This window comes from Klebsiella sp. 141162 (genome assembly GCF_050600755.1).
GTDB classification, from domain to species: Bacteria; Pseudomonadota; Gammaproteobacteria; order Enterobacterales; family Enterobacteriaceae; genus Klebsiella; species Klebsiella aerogenes.
In genome coordinates this window covers 149,272-171,792 of sequence record NZ_JAQIRI010000008.1, presented here as the reverse complement: position 1 = coordinate 171,792, position 22,521 = coordinate 149,272, and the positions used below count along the sequence as shown (strand labels likewise).

The window sequence follows — 22,521 nt, the reverse complement described above, 5'->3', positions numbered from 1 at the left end:
TCACTTTGTCATGTGGTCATGAAGATTAACAAACCACGTCCAGATACCGACGTGGAAATTTTTAAATACATCAATGCCTAATGCTGATTTCAGCATATAGAGCGCCAGCAGGATCGACAGCAGGGCGAATACCACGCCAAGCGTAATCAGCAGAGTCGCGAAGATGCGTCCGAATAGGGTGCTTTCACGCGAAACTTTGCGTAGATCCCGGCCAAAAAGAAACACCACAAAATAGCGGCGATGCAGGAACGGAAAGCTGTGGCGAAAATCGATGCGATGGCGTGACGCCAGGTTGGCGCGCACCAGCGCCTGCTCGATTCCCCGTTTCTGCTCCGCGGTTAATGAGGTTTCCACCTCCTGGTCAAGCGCGGCATAGAAGCGCTCGACCACCAGTTCAGCTGTAGATTTCGGCACGAGTAACCTGCTTACGTTAAGCGCTGATAGACTTGCGCGGTTTGCGCGGCAATTTCCGGCCAGCGGTACTTCGGCATAAACTCACCATAATCCGCTTTTTCTCCTGCGACCCACTGCTGCAGTTTCTGCGTCAGGGCCGGAACGTTGCCGACGGGAAAGTAGTCCGCTGGCGGCAGACCAATTTCAAGGTTGGCCGGAATGTCGCTGACCACCACCGGCAGCGACCACGACATGGCTTCCAGCAGCGCGATTGGTAATCCTTCATGATAAGAGGGCAGCACGAATAGCCCGGCCTGCGAGAACAGCGTATGCAGCGGCGCGCCGCTGATAAAGCCGGTGAGGATGACGTTTGGCGTGGCGGCCGCCTGTTGCTTCAGGCGCTCGCTATATTCATCGGCGTGGTCGGCATCGCCAATGAGCACCAGCGGTACCGAACACCCGGCGGCGGCATAGGCGGCAACGAGATCGTGCAGTCCTTTCTCTTCGACAAAACGGGCCACGGCAACGATATACTGGCCCGGTTTTAAAGCGTATTTATCGAGGATCGCCGCCTGCCGATCCGCGGGCGGCAGTTCGACCTGGCGTACGCCGTTGTAGATAACGTGGGCGTTATATCGTCCATGCTTGTGCTTAATCAGATTATTGATGACCTCGGAAATGACGATCACTTCATGGGCGTATTTCACCGCCCATTTTTCGCCAAGGCGCAGCATCTCTTTGGCCATCTTGCCCCATTTCTGCCGATCGTAATCCGGGCCGTGATGGGTAAAGACGACGCGTTTTCCCAACAGACGCAGCAACGGCACCACCAGGCCGGGGCCAACGGCGTGAACGTGAACCACGTTGGAGCCGTCGAATAAGGTACTGAACGCCGCCAGCGTCGAGTGAATAATAGCCTCGAATTTACGGCTTTTCGGCGCCCACAGGCTCTTGAGTTTAACGCCCTGATATTCGCTGCGGCGGTAGTTCACATACGGCGAGCGGGCGATCACGCAGACTTCCGCACTGCCCTGGCGATAGATTTCCGGGTATAAATTCTGGCAGTGCGTTTCCACGCCGCCCTGCACATCGGGGATCCCGCGAGTGCCTAGAACCGTGACGTTGATGGTCATTTTTTCTCCCCGACAAGTTGCTGATAAAGCGCCTGCAGCACCTGCATGTGGCGGGCGAGATCGTATTTTTCTTCCAGCCGCCGGCGGGCGTTAATTCCCATATTGCGGGCCAGCTCAGGGTCTGCAGCCAGTTTGTCCATCAGTTGCGCCAGCGCGTCGCTATTGCCGGGTTCAACCAGATAGCCGTCGACGCCGTCACGGATCTGTTCCGGGATACCGCCAATATTGCCGCCGATCACCGGGCGGCCAAAAGCCATGGCTTCGAGCACCGACATGGAGCAGTTTTCATAATATTCAGAGGGGACGACTACCGCGCGGGCCCCGCGAATAAGGTTATTCAGCTCCTCGCCGTGTTTCATATAGCCGAGGAACTGCGGGCCGCTGAAACGCGCGCGCAGGTCTGCGCCCAATGGGCCGTCGCCGACAATCTTAAGCGGCATCGCCTCCCGCATTTTTTGCTGCGCCTGCGCCAGCGTCGGCACGCCTTTTTCCCGGCTCAGGCGGCCAATATAGAGAAAGTAGTCGCCTGCGGTGTCGCCGGGCACGGTGCTGTCGGCATCGATACCGTTGACGATCACTTCAATGCGGGCGTCGGGCAGCTTACGCAGCAGGGTCTGGCGCATAAACTCGCTCGGGGCGATGATACAGTCGAGCATGGCGTAATTCCTGGCGAACTTCTGCCAGTAGGCTTCCAGCGACAGTAGCAGGCTTTTAAAAGTATCGCCCTGCTGGCAGCGGTGACGAAAGGCGTTGATCACCGACCCGGTGAGACACTCTTCGCAGACATGACCATCTCGCAGCATGGTGTAGGAAGGACAGACGATTTTGTAATCGTGGGCGGTGAGTACCGTTTTGCAGCCAAAGCGTTTCGCCACGCCGATAACGGCAGGCGTAAGCTGATGATAAATATTATGAAAATGAACAATATCCGGCCGCTCGCGCAACAAAAGCGTGTTGAGCTTCGCGCAGGCCTCGGCATTATAAATAAAGTCCACCCCGGCTTTGATTTTGCTCATCAGGCCGTGACTGTCGTGATAATCGACGTTATGGACGAAAAATTCCTCCCACGGCGACGGTTTATTTTCCGCGTGCTGCATGCTGAAGTCGACCACCTGGTAGCCGGCTTGCAGCATCGCGTCGCGCTCCTGAAAATAAACGGTTTCCGCGCCGCCTTTGATAAAGAAGAATTTGTTAACGAAGAGAATTTTCATTTTCAGTATCAATATGCTGTGGATTCGAGACGGTCACCGCCGGGCGTTTCATCGGATCGCGCACGGAATTAATCACCCCGCGCAGCAGCCCCGCTGAAAATAGCGATAAGTTAATGGCACTCTGCACGCCATCGCGCAGCGATTTATTTTTGATGGCCTTCAGAGCGATAAACGCCAGCAGCGGCAGCAGGGCAATGGCGATAACCTTGCCATTGAAGGTCAGCAGGCAGATCAGTAAGACCAGAAGATAGAGGGTGAAGATCAGCTCATTACGTACAATCCGCAGCGCCGCCGGGAAATGGGCTTTACCCCAGCAGTTTCGGAGCAACTCGCCCGGCGCCCACAGGAAACCGTTTTTCCAACGGTAGGCCAGCATTTTAAAGGTCGGCATGGTGTAAGAGGCGTGGCTAAAGTAGGGCGCCGCCAGGCGATGCAGCTTGTAACCTGCGGCCTGTAAACGAATGCCCAGCTCCGCTTCTTCGTAGCCGTGCAGGTTGAGGTTGGTCAGATAGCCGATTTTCTCGATCGCTTCACGACGATACAGGCCGCCGCCGCCCAGATGATCGGTGTCGCCCTGCGGATAGATCAGATGCAGGCGCTGCTTGCGCGATTTGAACTCGTAGTTCGAGGCATCATCCATCTCGACGCTGCCGGCGACTCCGGCGTACTCCGGATGCGTCTCCAGGAATTCGACCGCGGTATCGAGAAAACCCGGCTCCAGCTCCATATCGCCATCCAGCAGCAGCAGATAATCGCCTTCGCTATAGAGCCAGCCCAGCTGGTGGCCGATACCGCAGCAGCGGTCGGCGGCGTTATCCAGGCACACCACCATCGCGCCTTTAGCGATAGCCAGTTCGCGGGTGTTATCCGTTGATAAGCTGTCGGCGACGATGATTTGATGTGGGTACGGTTGCAGCTGTTTGCGCACGCTATCGATGGTTTTTTCGATGCCCTGCGCTTCATTCAGAGTCTTGATGCTGACGGTAATTGATGGCGTTTTATTCATAGTGGGTACCGGAGTTAAGACGGACAGCGCGGTGGATGACAATCAGCGCCCCGAGGGCTAACCATAATAAAAACTGTAGCATGGGAATGATCATCAGGATCTGGCTGTACGGCAGGCTGAGCAGACAGCCGATGACAAAAACGTAGAACGCCGGCGCCGAGCTAAGGAGTTGCAGATCCTCAAGCTTGAGATCGTGGCGCGAAAAGGTCTCTTTCGGCCGCATGGCGACCAGGATGGAGGCGATGGTGCCAATGAACAGAATGATGCCGATAATCCCCACTTCCCACAGCAGCATGCTTAAAGCGGTGGAGTCGAGGATCAGGTGATACCAGGCGCCGATATAGCCCGGCGAGACGGTACTGCCGCTGTTGGTGGCGTTAAGGCCGTAACCAAACAGCATGCCGCCCGGGCCGAACAGTTCGTTATGCTGCAGCCAGAAGAAGAGGGTGGTAAAACGCCCCAGTTCGCCGCTTGGCATAATGTAGTTAGTATCAAAAATATAGCCCAGCGAATCGATAAATACCGATAGCGCGCTTTTGGTCGGGTCGCCGCCGAAGGCTGAGGAATAGTTAGAAGCCAGCACGGTAATGGCGACAAAAATTAATAGCGCCATGCCGGCGGCGATGATCAGCAGCGATCGCAGGCTAACTTTACTTACGCCGCTTACGTAGCCGGGCAGGATCCACAGCAGGGCCAGCAGGAACGGCGACAGCAGAATGACGAATTTTACTTCCCCCACCACGCAGAGGAAGAAACCCAGCGCGATGTGGAACACCAGCGATTTAAATGAGCAGATGCCGTGCTTAAACTCCGATACTTTCATGAGCATGATCAGCAGACAGAACATCCCCATCGCCGCGGTGTTGCCGCCGCCCATCGGGTCGCCGCCGAAAGTGCCGACCACCGAGTCCCATTTCTCATCTTCGCCGCGAAACGCCACCCGTTTAGGCACCACGAAAATCACCTGATAGATAGCGACCGGGATCTGCACATAGTAGATCCAGTAGAAAAGCCGCGTCAGACGATACAGTTGTGATTCACTAAACATCCCCAGCAGCATGCAAAACATCAGTAGCGACAGCGCCAGCTCGTTTTTAAAGCCGACGATGGCGGTGACGACCCCTGACTGCAGTACCGTTGAGACCAGCCCGAGTACGATAAAGGTCAGATACAGCGCCAGTATTAGCTTTTCCCGCCCGGTGAGCGCCAACGGCTGCGGGCGGCTCTGCATCAGGAGCAGCACCGCCATCACCAGCACCAGAAAAAATGGCAGCCACAGCACGGCCGCGATACCGGTGAAATACTGGACCGTACCGCAGAACACCAGCGTCATCAGGGCATAGGCTTCGAGATAGCGGCCGGTGTTTAGCTGCATATTTTCTGCTCCTGCAGCGAAAGCGTTTTCGCCCGCTGATTCATTTTGAGCAAAATGAATAAGTAACGCGCGAAGGTCAGGAACGAGAAGGCCAGCAGGGCGATTTCATAACTGACGCCAAAGTACGGCAAGGCGATGAAGGCGATGACGATAATCAGCAACTGCTCAATCTGAATACGCAGGAAGTAGCGTCGGGAGCCGAAGATCAGTTCGATCACCGTCAGCGGGCTGACCGCCAGCGCGGCGAACAGATAAGGCAGCATGTAGCGCGAGGTGGGGATCGAATTCAGCCACTCCTCGCTAAAGCCCAGGCGCATCACCAGCGGATAGAAAATCCAGATACCAAGGATGCACACCGCGGCGGCGCCCAGTAGCAGCAGGCGAACCTTTTTATATTCCGGATAGTTAAAGGTGTGGTTGCGAAAATCCATCGACCATTTAGAAAAGATGGAGTTGCGCACGGCGTTACCGATAATCATCACCGGCGACAGGCAGAAACGGCTGACCACCGAAAAGTAGCCGGCGACCAGCGGCGAGAACCAGATGTTAATCAGCATCGTCGGCAGGTTATTACTGGCCATCGCCAGCACCTCGGCGCTGCCGACGCGGCTAATATGCTGCCAGTGCTCGCGTAAAAAACGCAGATTCGTGGCAATCGAAAAGTGGCGCAGCGTTAAGCTTTTGAAGTTAAACAGGCGAATCAGGCAGGCGATCAATAGCAGCAGGATCCCGACCATCCACGCCAGATAAAACAGCGTTGGGTTGGGCATCACCAGCAGCGCAATGGCCACGACCAGCGACACCGCAATGCGCTGGAAAGTCAGGAAAGGATAGTTGCCGCCGCGCAGGGAAAGGTTTTCCGCCACCAGCACCAGCGCATAGCCAAAAGTCAGCAAATAGAGAAACGCAATGTTAAGTTCGAAGATAAGCCCGGTAATGACCGCCCAGGGGAGGGCCATCACCAGGCTCTGCAGCAGGCAGAACACCACGTTTTGCCCAAGCTCGTGATCCTCCTGACGGGGGATTAGCAACTGCGAGGCAAAGGTACAAACCTGCGCGCCGATCAGCACATTGCTGTAGATCATCGCGTAATGGCCGACCTCGGCCATCCCGTAGCGATGAGAGATAAGCCAGACCGAAAAGGCGCCGATCAGCTGCGAAAGCACCGATGAACTGGCGATGGATGAAATACTCTTAATCAGATTCATAGGCGCTATTTCGGAGCAATGAGTTCGCGCATCTGGCGCTCAAGCAGGCGTTTACCTTCCTGCGTTTCCAGATGTTCTTCGCGCACCTGGTTGAGCACGTTTGCCACCCGGCTATTGCCCGCGCTCTGCAGACGTTGTTCCGCTTTACGGATCCGCGGAGCCAGCTCGCCGGCCTTCACCACCAGCAGAGTCATATCGCTTTGTGCCGCCAGCAGCAGACTATCCTGCGCCTGATTGAGCGCCGGAGCGTCGATGATTAGCGTATCGTAAGTCTGATGCAACGTTGCCAGCAGCGCCGGCAGGCGTTCAGAGGTGAGCAACAGCAGCGAAGAGTCGCTGAGTTTGCCGCGAGGCATAAAGTCCAGCCGATCATCCAGTTTGACGACGGACTGTTCCGGCAAGCACTCGCCGTTCAACAGTTGGCTGAAGCCCGCTGTATGCAGAGGAAATTTCGCCGATAATCCCTGAGTGGCCAGGTAGTCGAGGTCAATCAGCAGCGTTTTACGCGATTTGCTGGCTGAGCAGGCCAGCAGTTCGGCAATAAACGAACTGCCGGAACGGGATTGCACCGAAGTCACCAGGATGGTGGCGGGTTTATCGCGCTGATTGAGCAACGCCAGCCGTAGGCTGTGGATCATATCGGCGTAGAGCACGTTATGGAAAATCTGCTGCGCGTTTTCCAGATGCGTCAGGAGCGGAAATTCGCCGCTGGCCTCGAGGGCGGTTTTCGCTTTGAGCTCGCTGAGGCTATTCACCGTTTTATCCAGCGCGGTACTGACGATCAGGTACATGATATACAGCGCCAGCGCCATCAGGGTAATCATCACGATCAACAGGCCGCGCTGGGGTTTAGACGGACGGTCCGGCGGCACGGCGGCGTCGTAAATGACTTCATCCGCTACCGAGAAGGTCTCCGATAATTTCTGCTCGTTAGCGCGCTGGTACAGCGACTTATAAAGCTCTTCGGTTTTATTCAGCGCGGTGGTCATGGTGTTGTACTGGTCGCGCTTGGCGCCGAGCGCCTGGAAATCAGCCTTCTGATCGTTGAGCATTTTTTGGTATTGCTGCTCATCGTCGAGGGCAATTTGATACTGCTGGCGCAGGCCGTTAAACAGCTCGCCCAGCACCTGGCCAAGCTGGGCATTGACCGCCTGCAGCTGCGCCTGAGCCTGCAGATATTTCGGATGCTGCGGGCCGTAGTGTTTGGCCGCTTCGGAAAGATTGCGCCGCGTCTGGATGAGCGCAATGCGTAAATCCTGCACCTGCGGATGGCCAGAGATTTCCGGCAGCGAGATAATCTGTTCTACCGGTTTACCCTGCTGGCGACGGACCTTGTCCCATACCGTCTGCGCTTTCAGACGACGCTGGGTGGCGTCGGCCAGATGGTTAATCACAATCCCCAGCCGCTCGGTCTCATAACCATCCATGCTGCGGAAGGTTAGTAATCCGTTCTGCTTGAGGAAGTTATCGATGTCCGCCTTCTGCTGATCCATTTTGGTTTTCAGGTCGTCCATCATTTTTTCGTTCCAGCCCTGCGCCTGAAGCAAGGTATTTTGCTTCTGCTGCAGGCTGTAATCGATGAAGGCCTGGACGACGCCGTTGGCGATATCGGCGGCTTTCTGCGGTGATTTCGCTTCCATCGATACGGCAACCAACTGGGTGGTGCGCACGCCGGAAATGGTCAGGTTTTTTTGCAGCGCCTGAATGGCATTATTGATGCGCGCGGCTTCATCAAGATTATCGCCGCCGTTAAATTCGCTATCTTGCTCCAGCTTTAATTTACGCACCGCGGCATCGAGCACTACTCGTGACCCCATTAACGCATACTTGGTCTCGTAGTAATCGCTGCGCGTGGAGTCGTAATTTTCCAGCCGCGGTAGAGGAGAGACGTCCTGCGACTGCGCTTTGAACAGCACGGTAGCGGTCGCCGTGTAGCTGGAAGACATAAAGCGCGTCAGAATAAATGACGCCACGGCGGCGACAATCACCACCGCCAGGCACCAGATAAGCTTGTGCTTAATTTTGTTGAAATAAGGCGTGAAGTCGATAAAGCCTTCTTTCTTTTTCGCGTTTTCGACCAGTGAAATTGCCATATCAGAAGAAACTCATGCCAATAATGATGGTATCTCCTGCCTGCACGGAGGAGTCGGCGGCGACATTATCCAGCAGCCTTCCGCCGCGGGCCTGTCGAATTTGAATATCATGACGGTCGGCACGGTCGGTAAAACCGCCGGCCAGGGCGATGGCTTTTTCCGCCGTTAAACCCGGCTCCCAGGCATATCCATCCGGTTTTTTCACTTCACCGAGCAGATAAACTTTGCGGTATTCGGCGATGCTCACCGTGACCATCGGCGCCTGTAGGTAGTTACCGCGCAGTTTATCGGCGATTTCATTACTCACCTGTTCAGGCGTTTTGCCTTTTAACAGCAGCGATCCGATATAGGGGTAATCAATGCTGCCGCTATTATCGATTTTTACCCGCATCGTCAGATCCTGCTCCCCCGAGACCGCGATATTCACTTCATCGCCCTGGTCCAAAAGGTAGACGGCGTCCGGCGGCGTTTTAATGGTCTGCGGCGGCGTCGAACAGCCCGCCAGCAGTAGCGCCAGCAGTGGAAGCATCGCCAGGGTCCTGTTTAAAAAGGTCATAGTTGTACCTGCGTCATAAAAATAATGGCCGAATCGTCGTAGCCCAGGGTGCGGTCAACCGCATGCGAGTAGTCCGGGCCAATATAAAAAGTGTCCGTATCTTTATTTGAGTGCATGGTGTTCCATTGCAGCTTCAGCTTAAAGTTAACCGATGGTCGGAAATCATAGTTAAAGGTCAGCGACAGCAGATTGGACTTATCTTTGCGCTTATTACTCTGATGCTTATAGTCTTCGGTGATATATGAATAATCGACCAGAGTTGAGAAACGATCCACCAGCCAGTGATGTTCATAGCCGACGCCGAAATTCGACACCAGGATATAGCCGCCGGAGTCGGTGGGGTCTTTGATGCGCTGGGAGCTGTGTAGATTAACTTTCATTTGCTCCAGCGGTTTCCAGTCGGCGTTGATATCCCAGTTCAGGCCGTTAAAACCCTGCGAGTCCGGGTTATGGATAAAGTCTTTGTAGAGCCAGGCGACGTTACCGTTAATCTCCGTTTTACCCGACAGGCGATTCTTCATGCCGACTAGCAGATAATACTCATTGCTGTCTTTTAACGGGTTCAGCTCGTAGCGGCGCTGGTTGGTGATAAAGCTATAGCGATAGCGCAGCGTTTTGGCTTTCTGGTCGAACAGTTCGGCCACCAGGCTGTTTTCATGCCACTCCTGATCGTGCATGTAATAGTTAAAGTCATCGCTGGCGTCTTTGATGCTGTCGAGGTTGCGAAAGCGCAATTGTTTATGCAGTAGCGCGACTTCAACTTTACCGCGGCCTTCCGGCGCGCCGTAGCTGTAACGCAGCTCGCTGTTAAAGAAGCGGGTGCCGATCGGCTTGTTGATGCCAAACTCTTTAAACTGCTCGGGCAAAAAGCCTTCGGTGGTGTCGCGGCCGCGCTCTTCATGACCCAGCGTCTCATTGAGATCCAGCGACAGCCCGTGCATGCTGCCAAATCGCCATTTGCCGTTAAACATAAAAAAATGGTTGTTGCGATTATCCGCGCTATCGTTGCCATAGTTGCGGTAATCGCCGGAATACATCAACAGGTAGCGGTCTTCATAACGTTCGCCGATGGCTTTGACGATAGGTTTAATATTCTGGTAGCTGGAACCGATTTTATTTTGGTCGTAGCGCTGCCAGGTCACGTTGTCATCGTAACCGATGTCATAACCCAACTGGCTCTCGAAATCGATGCCGGCAACCCCGGTATGCGGTTTTGCCTGCAGGTCGGCGTGTGCGTAAGGCACAGACAGCAAACCGGCCAGAACGGCGAACCTAGAACGCATTTTTGCCAACAAAGCCCCGGAAGAAAGTCAAAAAGACGATTTTGAGATCGAGGAACAGCGACCACGACTGGATGTAGGCCAGATCGTACTGAATTCGCTTCTCCATTTTGTCCAGCGTGTCGGTCTCGCCGCGGAAGCCGTTAATCTGCGCAAGCCCCGTGATCCCTGGTTTAACCTTATGGCGAATCATGTAGTTCTCCACCAGCACGCGATACTGCTCGTTATGCGCCACCGCGTGCGGGCGCGGGCCGACGATCGACATCCGCCCCTGAAGCACGTTGAAAAACTGCGGCAGTTCATCCAGTGAGGTTTTACGCAAAAAAGCGCCGAATTTGGTGATGCGCGGATCGTTGCGGGTCGCCTGAGTGACCACGGCGCTATTTTCCATGACCCGCATGGTCCTGAATTTCCACACTTCTATTTGCTTGCCGTTGAGGCCATAACGATTCTGTTTAAATAAAATTGGCCCCGGCGAGGTGAGCTTGATACCAATCGCCACGAACAGCATCGCCGGCAGGCTAATTAAGGTAAAGAAAGAGCCGAGAATGATATCTTCGATACGCTTGATGATCGCCCCTTCGCCATCAAAAGGCGAAGTGAAGATACTGATAGTCTGCAGATTGCCGAACATGCGCAGCTGGGAAATATGCGAGCTGTAAGAGAATAGATCCGGTACCAGGAATACATCGACTGTCGTATCAGAGAATTCATTTAGAAACTGCTTAATACGCTGCTGTGCAACCATGGGGAGCGCGATATAAATTTCATCAACGCCGCCTGTCTTCGCCAGGGCCAGCAGATCGCGCGAGTTACCTTTTCTTTCAATACTCATCAACCGGCTATCGCGATGGTTGTTGCGGTCTTCAAAATAGCTGATGATGATACCGCGCTGTGAGTACTCTTTTTGTAAAGCCTGCTCGATGGCCAGGCCCGCGGGCGTAATACCAAGAATCGCCACCCGTAACACCGAGTTAAACAGATAATGGGCAGTGATTGCCCGCACCACGAAGACAATCATAAATATAAATATTGAGCATTTCGCCAGACTGACGGCCAGCGGGATAAAATTAACCACTGGTTGCGTGTTAATTAACCACTCGGCAACGACGAAAAATAAAAATGAAACAATACTGCTTAGGCATACGCTTAATATGAGCGCGGCTGATTTTGCGAAATAGTGGCCTTTAAATTGCCCGGAGTACAATTGAAAATACTCATTAATTCTTATGAATACTAATGAATAGATAATTCCAACGAGCGCGGAAGCGGTAGAGGGTTCGGTGTAAAAATACTTTAAATAGATGAAAATCAAAATGTTGACGGTAAGGAAGTCCAGTAGTTTTATCAACTTGCTATAACGGGAGTGATAAATTTTTATATTGTTATCTGCCATTTTTTGCTCGTTTAAAATGAGTTATTTAAACATCGTTATGCTATTGTTTTTAACTAACTGGAAAGCCTGATAATCATTCACATTTGCAATAAATGGTTATCAATCATCATTGTAGACTATGAGTTGAGTAGTGTCGACAAATCTCAGTTTAAAAATAAAACTGCTTTTTAATGTTCTTTATGAGACTTATTTAAGCGGCAGAGAAAAGTATTACTACCGAAGTATTATGTGTTGTTGAGCGTAAAAGCAGAGAGAAATGCAGGGTGTAGGGTTAATTGCAGGTGAAACAATCGAAAGCGGGAGAGTGAGAATTCTTAGCCCCCGGCCAACTCAAAATGCTGAGTCGCCGGGGCTCTGAAGGGGACCCGACTTTACTTGTACAGTTCCGCGCTCATCGTCACCTTATTCCCCATATGGGCACTGGTGATTTTATAATCAGTCGCATTTAGCTCTTTCGCTTTTTTGGCAATCACCGCTTCAGCGGAGTCAAGCGTATTACCGGTCGCAGTGACGCTATGCGCGGAAGCAGTAAAGGCAAAAAGTGAAAGTGCGGCTGCGGAAAAAAGAGTCGATACGGTTTTCATGTTCATAATCCTGGTAAGTTGTTTCGTTAACGTTGCCCGTTGCAACGTGATGGCGTAAAGGATAGGCCCCGCCCGTTGTCTGAAAAAGACGGCAACGGGCAATAGACTTTTCTTCTTTTGTTCATAAAAGGAATGGCCTGGCCATTCCTGGCAACAATCAGGCGCTAAAGTTATTTTTCAACGCCTGCAGGCCGTCGCGATAAATACCGCTGAACAGCGCTTCGGCATCCGCGTCGCTGACGTTAACCGGCGTGAAGCTGCCGGACCACTCAACGCGGGTGATATTGCTATCGGCAGTTGCCACTACCGCGATCGTGGAGAGGTAATCCACTACCGGGAACGGCGCCTGGATTATCGAGTAGCTATAGCTGCGCTGGCGGTTATCAAACGCCTCCAGACGTTCAATGACCGTGCCGCCATCGGAAGTGGTCAGCGTACGCACGCGTCCTCCTTCGCTCACTACGCTTTTCGGGATGAACGGCAGCCAGTCGGGCAGCGAGTCAAAGCCGCCCATCAGTTGCCAGACCTGGTCGACAGAAGCCGGGATTTCGATAGATACAGTGGTATTAACCATTTTATTTCTCTCTTTATTGCAGATGATTAGAATTACATTGCCAGGGTGTCGACGACGCCGCCATCGACGCGCAGTGCAGCGCCGGTGGTGGCTGACGAGAGCGGCGAGGCGAGATACACCGCCAGGTTCGCCACTTCGTCGACGTCCGCCGCCCGCTGGATAATCGAGCTTGGGCGCGCGGTCTTCACAAATTCATCAGCCTGTTCGCGCGGGCTGCGGCCAGACTGCGCGGCGGCCTCCGCCAGCATCTCCTGCAAACCTTCGGTGAAGGTGGGGCCGGGCAGAATGGCGTTAACGGTGACGCCGGTACCGGCCAGACGTTTCGCCAGCCCGTGGGAGACCGCGAGATTGGCGCTTTTGGTCACGCCGTAGTTGATCATGTCGGCAGGAATCGCGACGCCGGATTCCGAGGAGACGAAAATAATGCGTCCCCAGCCGTTGTCGATCATCCCCCGGGCGTAGTGGCGCGACAGCCGCACGCCGGAAAGCACGTTGACGTTATAAAAGTGCATCCACTCGCTATCCGGTACGCTAAAGAAATCTTTATCGTTAAAGATGCCGAGGTTGTTAACCACCACATCAGCATGCGGCTCGGCGGCGAGCAGCGCGCTGACGCCCTCCTCGGTGCTGAGGTCGGCGACCACCCCGCGCAGTTGCGCATCCGGGAGTTCGGCATTAATCGCCGCCATGGCGGTATCAACACCGCGCCGTTGACGGCCGACGATGACCACGGTCGCGCCCGCCTGAGCAAGACCTTTAGCGATGCCAAGCCCGATGCCGGAAGTGGAGCCGCTCACCACGGCGACTTTATGAGTTAGATCCAGTTTCATGGTGTCTCTCTTGTTTTAAGAGGGGCCCTGCGGCCCCGCTAAAATTAACGAATCGGCAGCGGCGCGTTATCCGCCACCAGATTCTGGCTGCGCATCTCTTCCCAGAAAGCGGCTGGGATGGTTGCTTTCAGCGCGGCCAGATCTTCCGCCATACGGCCCGGACGGCTGGAGCCCGGGATCACGGCGGCCACCGCCGGGTGAGCCAGGGCAAACTGCAGCGCCGCGGCTTTCACATCCACCTGATGACGAGCGGCAACGGCCTTGATCTGCGCCACCTGCTGGTGGATCGCCGCAGAGGCTTTCTGGTATTCGAAGTGTTCACCGCCGGCGAGAACGCCCGAGCTGTAAGGGCCGCCGACAACGATATCGACATTCTGTTCCAGCGCTTCCGGCATCAGGCGCTGCAGGGCGCGTTTGTGGTCCAGCAGCGAGTAGCGGCCAGCCAGCAGGAACGCATCCGGCTTCGGCTCGTCGAGCGCTAAGGTCAGTTCGCAAGGTTCGACGCGGTTCACGCCCAGACCCCATGCTTTAATGACGCCTTCTTCACGCAGGCGGGTCAGCGCGCGGAAGGCGCCGGTACGGGCGATGTTGAACTGCTCCAGCCAGCTGTCGCCGTAGAAATCCTGCGCTGGATCGTGGATCCATACGATGTCGAGATGGTCGGTTTTCAGCCGTTTTAAACTGTCTTCAATAGAACGCAGGGTGGCGTCTGCCGAGTAATCGTTGAGGATTTTGTTTTTCAGGCCGTATTCGAAAAGACCGCCTTTCTCACCGAAATCACGCGCGGCCGGGTCTTCCATTTCATCAAGCATGATGCGGCCGACTTTGCTGCTCAGAACGAACTGGTCGCGAGGGTACCGTGAGAGCGCTTCGCCCATCCGGATTTCAGAAAGACCGGACCCGTACAGCGGCGCGGTATCGAAGTAACGAACGCCCAGATCCCAGGCGGCGGCGACGGTGGCGTGCGCCTCGTCTCCCGGGATGTTGCGGAACATGTTGCCCAGCGGCGCGCCGCCTAAACCAATGTTGCCTGGCAGAATATGTTTGATGCTCATCTAAGATGTCCTCGATATAGGGTTCCCGTTTTGGGAAGGGTTCTTTGCGAGCGACTTGTGCTGTCGCTCTGTGACGGAGATCACAATACCTTGCGGTGTTATGACTTGATAGGACATAATTCGTCTGACTTAAGTCCTTTGAGGTCTCATATGATTGATTTACGCCAGTTGAAATACTTTGTGGTGGTGGCGGAAGAGGAGCACGTTGGCCGTGCCGCCGAACGCTTACATATTTCGCAGTCGCCGCTCAGCCGCCAGATAGCCCAGCTGGAGGAGCGCCTTGGGCTGATGTTGTTTGAACGTAACCAGCAGCGTATTCGCCTGACGGCGGACGGGCAGACGTTTCTGGCCGAAACGCGCTCGTTGCTGACCCACGCCAATCGTCTCGAATCATTAGGTAAACGACTGGGGCGCGGCGAAGATGGCGGGTTGTGTATCGGTTATATCGAAAACGCCATGCACTCCGGCGTGCTTTCTACCGCGCTGCGCACCCTGCGAACGTCGCGCCCGGACGTGCATATCGCGCTGTATAGCCAGCCGCCCGCTACGCAGATTGAGGGCCTGCGCCAGCGCAGCCTGGATTTCTCGCTGGTGGACATGCCGCCTTCGGCGGGCGAACAGGATCTGGAGTACACCCAGGTGCTTGATGACCGGATGCTGCTGGCATTACCGCAGAATCACCCGCTGGCCGCTGCGGAAAACTTGCAGCCGGCGCAGCTGGCCGATCAGCAGTGGATCGCGGTTATCCATAACGACGATGCCCATTCACGCGATGAGTTCGTCGCCGCCTGCGTACGTGCGGGCTTTAATCCGGATATTCGTCTGGAAGCCGGAGAGCCATTAACGGCTCTGGGGCTGGTGGCGGCGGGGCTGGGCGTGGCGCTGATCCAGCACAGCCTGCGGCATAACGCCCCTGAGGGGGTCGTGCTGCGGGAAATTCCGTGGATGAGCTATTCGACCCAGCTGTGGGCGGTATGGCACAAAGCTAACCAGCGCCCGCTGGTGATGCACTTTCGCGAGGTGTTACGCGGCGCGAATAATTAGGAATATTCCTGGAGTCGGGCGCGGTGGGAAGAAAATCCGCCGCGATCCCTGTTTGAACGGCCAATTCATGTTACCGTTAAATAATTGACCCTAAAATTATAAGACCTTCATGAAATTTGTATTATCTATCAGTTTATTAAGCTTCTTCCTTTCTCCGGCTTTCGCCGGCACAGCGGTAAAATTGTCCTGCTCTTTACGTAAAAACGTGACTATCTCGCGTTTCCATTACCAGCTATCAACCATGAAGTGGGACGACCATTTCCAGGTGGCTTCCGGCATGCGTCAGGCGCACACTAAAAATAATATTCCCTATCGGGTGACCAGCTTTCGTAACGGCGACGATCTGGTCTTTTTCCCGGACAGTCAGGAGTACTTTTTCTTCTATTCGGGAATGGCGACGCCGGACCGCTGCGTGGTGGAGGAACACTACGAGTATCCGGTCAAGCAGCTGCCGTATTATAAAAAGCCCGCCGCCTGAATCAGGATTGCTGCGCCTGCAGTTTGCCGGCCATCGCCTGTTGGATAATCGGGATGGGAGTCAGTAAGTGCTCGCGCATGAGCGCGCTGGCTTGCTCGGCGTCGCGCGCCAGAATGGCTTCCAGCAGCGTCTGGTGCTGGACATGTTTATCTTCCAGCATTTCTACCGACAGCACGGTGGTGCGCAGCCAGATGAAGCGGTAGCGCGCCGCCAGATCGAACAGCCGTTCGCGCATCTGCAGTAAATACTGCGAACCACAGCCAGCGACGATGGCGGTATGAAACGCCTGATGGCGCTGATCCCATTCATCGAGTAAGCGCTCGCTTGCTTCGCTGGATTCCAGCTTATTAAGCAGATGGGCGCGAGCCAGCAGTTCGGCTTCCCACTCATCGCCGCCGCGCTCAATGGCGAGGCGCACCAGCATGGCTTCCATGTTGGCGCGGGCATCGAAGATATCGAGGAGTTCCGCCTCGGACATCGAGGCGACGCGATAGCCTTTTTGGTTGACCACCGTCACCAGCCGCTCGGCCACCAGCTGCGAGAGCGCTTCCCGCAGCGGGCCGACGCCAAGCTCATAGCGCGACGTCAGCAGGCTCATACGCAGTTTTTCATCAGGCTGATAAACGCCGCGGATGATGTCGTTTTTCAACCAGCGGTATCCATCAATGGCCGTCGCTTGGGGAATGGCGGTCATAGTCTTGCTCCTGAATACATTTCCCGGCTTGCGCCGGGAACAGGGTTAACGCGTATTTTGCAGCGGCAGTTTTTGCCACAATAGCAGCTTTTTCCAGCGTGACATAATCGGCACCGTGCAGATGATAGCGATCGCCAGCACGCCGGTGGAAATCACCTCCAGCTGCTGCGCCGGGCGGAACAGCATCACCACCAGTACGAAGGTGATAAAGGCGATAACCAGCCAGGTGAGCCACGGATAGAGCCACATCTTAAGGCGAATTTCTCCGCCTTTCGCCAGCAGGATTTTGCGCATCCGCAACTGAGATACGGCGATGACCAGATAGACCAGCAGGGCGATGGCGCCGGAGCTATCGATCAGGAATTTAAAGACCTTTGCCGGGGCATAGTAGTTCACCACCACGGTTAAGAAGGCCGCGCCGGTGGAGAGCAGCACTGCCACATACGGCGTTTTACTGCGGTTGGTTTTGCCCATTATGGCTGGCGCATCGCCGCGGCGGCTCAGGGAATAGAGCATTCGCGAAGCGGTATACAGCGCCGAGTTCAGGCAACTGGTCACCGACAGCAGGATCACGCCGTCCATAATCAGTTTGGCGTAGGGGATATGCAGTAACTCCAGTACCGAACGGTATGAACCGACGTTCTTCAGCCCCGGCATGTTCCACGGGATCAGCGAGACGACCACGAAAATGGAGCACAGATAGAAGATAGAGATGCGCCAGATTACGGAATTCGTGGCGCGAACGATGTGCTTATCCGGGGTATCCGATTCGGCGGCGGCAATGGTGACGATCTCGGCGCCCATAAATGAGAACATGGTAATGAGCATTGCGCTGAGCACCGCGCCGAAGCCGTTAGGCATAAAGCCGCCGTGATCCCACAGACGCGAAATCCCGCTCACTTCGGCATATGGATAGAAGCCGGTGATGGCCACCGCGCCCAGCACGATAAAGGCCAGAATGGCGATAACTTTGCAGATAGCCAGCCAGAACTCGAATTCGCCGTAGTTCTTGACGCTCAGTAGATTACTGCCGGTGAGGGCAAGGGTGATGACCAGCGAGAATAGCCATACCGGTACGCCGGGAATCCACGAGTTGAGAATAATGGCCGCGATATTGGCTTCCAGGGGAATCACCAGGACCCAGAACCACCAGTACAGCCAGCCGATGGTATAACCCGCCCAGCGGCCGATCGCTTTGTCGGCGTAGGTCGAAAAGGAGCCCGTATCCGGGGTGGCGACGGCCATTTCGGCCAGCATACGCATAATCATCACCACTAATAACCCGGCGAACAGGTAGGAGAGCAGCACCGCCGGGCCCGCTTCGGCAATGGCGACGCTGGAACCGACAAACAAACTTGCGCCGATCACGCCGGCAATAGATAACATGGTGACGTGGCGTGATTTCAGCCCGCCCCCTAAATCATGTGATTGCGACAGTTGCCCCATCATTAACCCCTTTTATTGTTTTTTGGCGCCGTTTGCCGGATGGCGGTTGCTCCCCATCCGGCCGACAGGCAACCGGACGGGACGCGCGAGCATCGCCATCCGGTGCAGGAGTGTTAGCGTTGTTTAGCTTCGTTAAAACAGTCGGCGATAATCTGCAGCCCCTGCGCGATCTGCGCATCTTCGATAGTCAGCGGCACCAGAATACGCAGCACGTTGTAGTACGGCCCGCAGGAGAGCAGGATCAGGCCTTTATCCCGCGCGCGGGCGACAATATCCGCCGTCAGTTTGGCGTTGGGTTTGCGGTGATCGCCCTCTTCAAAGAGTTCAATGGCGATCATCGCTCCCAGGCCGCGGACGTCGCCGATTTCAGGATGCGTTTCGGCGATATTGAGCAGGCCCTTACGCAGCTTGTCGCCGAGCTGGTTGGCTTTTTCCAACAGGTTTTCCTGTTCGAAAACCTTGAGTACCGCCAGCGCGGCGGCGCAGGCAATCGGGTTGCCGGCATAGGTGCCGCCCAATCCGCCCGGCGCAATGGCGTCCATGACTTCCGCCCGTCCGGTGACGCCCGCCAGCGGGAAGCCGCCGGCGATGGATTTGGCAAAGGTGGTGATATCCGGCGCCACGCCCATCTGCTCCATCGCGAACAGCGTGCCGGTACGGCCCGCGCCGCTCTGGACTTCATCGGCGATCAGCATGATGCCGTGCTCATCACACAGCGCGCGCAGGCGCTGCATAAAGGCCGGGGAGGCGGCGTAGAAACCGCCTTCGCCCTGGACAGGTTCAATGACGATAGCGGCGATATCTTCCGGCGCGGCGTCATTTTTGAAGATGCGATGGATGCTGGCGATCGCGTCATCATCGCTGATGCCGTGCAGCGCGCACGGGTAGAGCGCGCGATAGACATGGCCCGGCATTAATCCCATGCCCGCGGAGTAAGGGTTCACTTTACCGGTTAACGACAGGGTGTAATGGGTACGGCCATGATAGGCGCCGGTAAAGGCGATGGTGCCGCTACGCCCGGTCGCCGCGCGGGCGATTTTGACCGCGTTTTCCACCGCTTCCGAACCGGTGGTCACCAGCAGGGTTTTCTTGGCGAAATCGCCGGGCACTTTCTGGTTCATCATTTCGCACAGCTGCAGGTAGGGCTCGTAGGCCAGCACCTGGAAGCAGGTGTGGGTCAGCTTCTTCAGCTGGCCTTCCACCGCGGCGATCACCTCAGGGTGCAGGTGGCCGGTGTTCAGCACCGCAATACCGCCGGCGAAATCGAGATATTCACGGCCTTCAACGTCCCATACCCGGCAGTTCTCCGCACGGTCGGCAAAGATAGGGTGAATTTGTCCGACGCCGCGCGGCACCGCGTCGCTACGGCGCTGCATTAACGCTTTATTGCTGGTCATGTCCTGCTCTCCTGTTAAAGGCCGATACACATATATTTGATTTCTAAATAATCTTCGATGCCGTACTTCGAACCTTCACGGCCCAGACCGGAGGCTTTAATGCCGCCGAACGGCGCGACTTCGTTGGAGATAATGCCGGTATTGATACCAACGATGCCGTACTCCAGCGCTTCGCCGACGCGGAAGACGCGGCTCAGGTCGCGGGTGTAGAAATAGGCGGCGAGGCCGAATTCGGTATCGTTGGCCTGGGCAATCACATCGGCTTCATCTTTAAAGCGGAACAGCGGCGCCAGCGGGCCGAAGGTCTCTTCTTTCGCCACTTTGGCGCTGCTCGGGACGTTGACCAGGATGGTGGGCTGGAAGAAGTTGCCGCCCAGCGCGTGCGGTTTACCGCCGGTGACGATGCGCGCGCCTTTCGCAATGGCGTCGGCAATATGTTCTTCGACTTTAGCTACCGCTTTATCATCGATCAGCGGGCCGGTGGTGACCCCATCCTGCAGGCCGTCGCCGATGCGCAGCTTTTCCACCGCCTGCTGCAGTTTCTCGGCGAAACGGTCATAGACGCCGTCCTGTACATACAGACGGTTGGCGCAGACGCAGGTCTGCCCGGCGTTGCGGAATTTCGACGCCAGCGCCCCTTCGACGGCTTTATCAAGGTCGGCATCGTCAAAGACGATAAACGGCGCGTTGCCGCCGAGTTCTAACGACACTTTTTTGATGTCTTTCGCACACTGTTCCATCAGCTGGCGGCCAATTTCGGTCGAGCCGGTGAAGGAGAGCTTGCGTACCAGCGGGTTGCTGGTCAGTTCGTTGCCGACGGCCCCGGCGGAACCGGTGACCACGTTAAATACCCCGGCGGGAATACCGGCGCGATTCGCCAGTTCGGCCAGCGCCAGCGCGGAAAACGGCGTCTGGCTGGCGGGTTTCAGCACCATCGTGCAGCCGGCGGCCAGCGCCGGGCCCGCTTTACGGGTGATCATCGCCGCCGGGAAGTTCCACGGAGTGATGGCGGCGGTAACGCCGATGGGCTGCTTAATGACGATCAGGCGCTTGTCGGCCTGATGACCGGGAATGGTATCGCCGTAAATGCGCTTACCTTCTTCGGCGAACCACTCAATAAAGGAGGCGGCGTAGCTGATTTCGCCTTTGGCTTCCGCCAGCGGTTTCCCCTGTTCGAGGGTCATCAGGCGGGCAAGATCGTCCTGGTTCTCCATCATGAGATCGAACCAGCGGCGCAGAAGGGTGGCGCGCTCTTTGGCGGTCAGGGCACGCCAGGCTGGCAGGGCGCGGTTGGCGGCTTCAATGGCTTCGCGGGTTTCGTCGGCGCCCATTTTCGGCACGCTACCCAGTTGCTGGCCGTTGGCGGGGTTGGTCACCGCAATCACGTCGCCGTTTTGCGCATCGCGCCACTGGCCATCAATTAGCGCCTGCTGGCGAAACAGAGTTGCATCTTTAAGTTGCATAATCGCTTCCTGTCTAAAGGGGTTAACGAGTAAAAGCGGCGTGTAGTGTCTCCACGCTACGTGCCGCACGCAGCGTGCGTCCGGGATTGCTCTGGCTTTCCAGCAGGGTTTGCACCTTGCTGACGATGTGCGCGCCGATCGGGATAGCCGACGTGGCCGCCGGCGACGGCGCGTTACAGGTGTGGATGGAACGCGCGGTAGTAACAAAAAGGAAATCGTCGATCAGCTTGCCCTGCGGCGATACCGCCTGTGCCCGCACGCCGGCAGGCCACGGGCGTAAATCGCTCAATGTCAGGCTGGGGCAGTATTTCTGCACCAGCCGCAGATAGCCGCTTCTGCACAACGAATTCTTCATTTCGCCAAGCCCGGAGCGCAGGTTGTTTTGTAATACCCGGCGAATGCCGGGCGAGGTCAGGATCTCGAAGGTATCGGTCAGCGAGATATCGCGCTTACGATAGCCTTCGCGCTTCAGCGCCAGCACCGCGTTAGGGCCGACAGTGACGCTACCGTCGATCATGCGGGTCAGATGGACGCCGAGGAACGGCATCGCCGGATCGGGGATAGGATAGATAAGATGATTAACGATCTGGTTGTGCTGCGGCGCCAGTTGGAAATATTCGCCGCGGAACGGGCAGATGATAAAGCCGGGATCGACGCCGATCATTTTCACCAGCCGATCGGCCATCAGCCCGGAGCAGGTAATCAGCGTCGATGCCTCATATTCGCCGCCCTGACGGGTGTGGACGACCACACCGCTGGCGTGTTCTTTCAGGGCGCTGACTTCGGCGTCGTAGACGATCGTTCCGCCTTTAGATTCGAAGATCTTCGCCATTGCCGCCGCCACGTCGCGATAGCTGACAATGCCGCTCGAAGGAACGAAGATCCCGCCCAGTCCGCTGATGTTCGGCTCGCGTTCGCGCAGCTCGCCGGCGCTAAGCCACTCGCGCTGCAGGCCGTTAGCGGCGGTGCGATCCCACAGCGCGCGCATCCGCTCCATTTCCAGCGGCGAGGTGGCAACCAGCATCTTGCCGCAGACGTCGTAGCGAATCGCATTCTGCTCGCAAAAGGCTTTGGTGGCGCGGTTGCCGGCGAGGCAAAACTGCGCCTTGAGGCTGCCGGGAGTATAGTAAACGCCGGCGTGGATCACCCCGCTGTTGTGGCCAGTTTGATGGCAGGCCGGACCGGACTCTTTTTCCAGCAGGGCAATGCGGGCGTCCGGGTAAATCTCAATTAACTGCATGGCGGTCGACATGCCGATAATGCCGCCGCCGATAATCACGAAATCATACATCCGCTCAATTCCTT

Annotated in this window: 21 protein-coding genes; 2 read left to right on the top strand and 19 right to left on the bottom strand. The window is 56.0% G+C overall.

Annotated elements, in window-relative coordinates:
- From PGR23_RS19675 to PGR23_RS19610, 14 genes are all read right to left on the bottom strand, one after another.
- Nucleotides 1–414, bottom strand: coding sequence for a hypothetical protein (locus PGR23_RS19675; protein WP_015704480.1), 414 nt, complete (start codon nt 412–414; stop codon nt 1–3).
- Between the two features lie 11 nt (nt 415–425).
- Nucleotides 426–1,526, bottom strand: a complete 1,101-nt coding sequence (locus tag PGR23_RS19670) for a glycosyltransferase family 4 protein (protein ID WP_396279896.1) — start codon at nt 1,524–1,526, stop codon at nt 426–428.
- Entirely contained in the window at nt 1,523–2,737 is a 1,215-nt protein-coding gene (locus tag PGR23_RS19665; RefSeq protein ID WP_045391124.1) for a glycosyltransferase family 4 protein, read from the bottom strand. Before PGR23_RS19665 ends, PGR23_RS19670 begins: the two co-directional genes overlap by 4 nt.
- The gene (locus tag PGR23_RS19660; protein ID WP_045391122.1) at nt 2,718–3,743 is read right to left on the bottom strand and encodes a glycosyltransferase family 2 protein; all 1,026 of its coding nucleotides are present in this window, start codon (nt 3,741–3,743) and stop codon (nt 2,718–2,720) included. The genes PGR23_RS19665 and PGR23_RS19660 overlap by 20 nt, the downstream gene beginning before the upstream one ends.
- A complete protein-coding gene (locus PGR23_RS19655) occupies nt 3,736–5,118 on the bottom strand; it encodes a hypothetical protein (RefSeq protein WP_047078700.1) in 1,383 nt (460 codons plus the stop codon). The genes PGR23_RS19660 and PGR23_RS19655 overlap by 8 nt, the downstream gene beginning before the upstream one ends.
- Nucleotides 5,109–6,326 (bottom strand): lipopolysaccharide biosynthesis protein, encoded by a 1,218-nt coding sequence (locus PGR23_RS19650; protein ID WP_045391116.1) that lies wholly within the window; start codon nt 6,324–6,326, stop codon nt 5,109–5,111. The genes PGR23_RS19655 and PGR23_RS19650 overlap by 10 nt, the downstream gene beginning before the upstream one ends.
- Nucleotides 6,327–6,331: 5 nt before the next feature.
- Nucleotides 6,332–8,419 carry a GumC family protein gene (locus PGR23_RS19645; RefSeq protein WP_396279895.1) on the bottom strand — a complete coding sequence of 696 codons (2,088 nt, stop codon included), beginning with the start codon at nt 8,417–8,419 and terminating at the stop codon, nt 6,332–6,334.
- 1 nt (nt 8,420) lies between these two features.
- Entirely contained in the window at nt 8,421–8,975 is a 555-nt protein-coding gene (locus PGR23_RS19640) for a polysaccharide biosynthesis/export family protein (protein WP_047046082.1), read from the bottom strand.
- Nucleotides 8,972–10,258, bottom strand: a complete 1,287-nt coding sequence (locus PGR23_RS19635; protein ID WP_047067974.1) for an outer membrane beta-barrel protein — start codon at nt 10,256–10,258, stop codon at nt 8,972–8,974. The genes PGR23_RS19640 and PGR23_RS19635 overlap by 4 nt, the downstream gene beginning before the upstream one ends.
- On the bottom strand, nt 10,248–11,651 hold the full coding sequence (locus PGR23_RS19630) for an undecaprenyl-phosphate glucose phosphotransferase (RefSeq protein WP_396279894.1): 1,404 nt from the start codon (nt 11,649–11,651) through the stop codon (nt 10,248–10,250). Before PGR23_RS19630 ends, PGR23_RS19635 begins: the two co-directional genes overlap by 11 nt.
- Nucleotides 11,652–12,022: 371 nt before the next feature.
- Nucleotides 12,023–12,235 carry a DUF1471 domain-containing protein gene (locus PGR23_RS19625; protein ID WP_045391105.1) on the bottom strand — a complete coding sequence of 71 codons (213 nt, stop codon included), beginning with the start codon at nt 12,233–12,235 and terminating at the stop codon, nt 12,023–12,025.
- Nucleotides 12,236–12,392: 157 nt separating this feature from the next.
- Nucleotides 12,393–12,809 carry an SRPBCC family protein gene (locus PGR23_RS19620; protein ID WP_396279893.1) on the bottom strand — a complete coding sequence of 139 codons (417 nt, stop codon included), beginning with the start codon at nt 12,807–12,809 and terminating at the stop codon, nt 12,393–12,395.
- Nucleotides 12,810–12,841: 32 nt separating this feature from the next.
- A complete protein-coding gene (locus PGR23_RS19615) occupies nt 12,842–13,639 on the bottom strand; it encodes an SDR family NAD(P)-dependent oxidoreductase (protein WP_045391099.1) in 798 nt (265 codons plus the stop codon).
- 44 nt (nt 13,640–13,683) lie between these two features.
- Nucleotides 13,684–14,694 carry an aldo/keto reductase gene (locus tag PGR23_RS19610; protein WP_430915647.1) on the bottom strand — a complete coding sequence of 337 codons (1,011 nt, stop codon included), beginning with the start codon at nt 14,692–14,694 and terminating at the stop codon, nt 13,684–13,686.
- Between the two features lie 150 nt (nt 14,695–14,844).
- Here PGR23_RS19610 and PGR23_RS19605 point away from each other — a divergent pair, with 150 nt between their 5' ends.
- Both PGR23_RS19605 and PGR23_RS19600 read left to right on the top strand, forming a co-directional pair.
- Nucleotides 14,845–15,738 (top strand): LysR substrate-binding domain-containing protein, encoded by an 894-nt coding sequence (locus tag PGR23_RS19605; RefSeq protein ID WP_047078697.1) that lies wholly within the window; start codon nt 14,845–14,847, stop codon nt 15,736–15,738.
- 109 nt (nt 15,739–15,847) lie between these two features.
- Nucleotides 15,848–16,216: a hypothetical protein gene (locus PGR23_RS19600; protein ID WP_047046065.1), complete on the top strand. Its 369-nt coding sequence runs from the start codon at nt 15,848–15,850 to the stop codon at nt 16,214–16,216.
- A gap of 1 nt (nt 16,217) precedes the next feature.
- Here PGR23_RS19600 and csiR read toward each other — a convergent pair whose 3' ends face one another.
- From csiR to lhgO, 5 genes are all read right to left on the bottom strand, one after another.
- Nucleotides 16,218–16,910, bottom strand: a complete 693-nt coding sequence (csiR, locus tag PGR23_RS19595) for a DNA-binding transcriptional regulator CsiR (RefSeq protein WP_396279892.1) — start codon at nt 16,908–16,910, stop codon at nt 16,218–16,220.
- Between the two features lie 45 nt (nt 16,911–16,955).
- Nucleotides 16,956–18,356 carry a GABA permease gene (gabP, locus tag PGR23_RS19590; RefSeq protein WP_045391085.1) on the bottom strand — a complete coding sequence of 467 codons (1,401 nt, stop codon included), beginning with the start codon at nt 18,354–18,356 and terminating at the stop codon, nt 16,956–16,958.
- Nucleotides 18,357–18,469: 113 nt separating this feature from the next.
- Complete coding sequence (gabT, locus tag PGR23_RS19585) at nt 18,470–19,753, bottom strand: 4-aminobutyrate--2-oxoglutarate transaminase (RefSeq protein WP_045391082.1); 1,284 nt, start codon at nt 19,751–19,753, stop codon at nt 18,470–18,472.
- 14 nt (nt 19,754–19,767) lie between these two features.
- Nucleotides 19,768–21,216 carry an NADP-dependent succinate-semialdehyde dehydrogenase gene (gene gabD / locus PGR23_RS19580; protein ID WP_396279891.1) on the bottom strand — a complete coding sequence of 483 codons (1,449 nt, stop codon included), beginning with the start codon at nt 21,214–21,216 and terminating at the stop codon, nt 19,768–19,770.
- Between the two features lie 22 nt (nt 21,217–21,238).
- Complete coding sequence (lhgO, locus tag PGR23_RS19575) at nt 21,239–22,507, bottom strand: L-2-hydroxyglutarate oxidase (RefSeq protein ID WP_289578259.1); 1,269 nt, start codon at nt 22,505–22,507, stop codon at nt 21,239–21,241.
- Nucleotides 22,508–22,521: the final 14 nt, after the last annotated feature.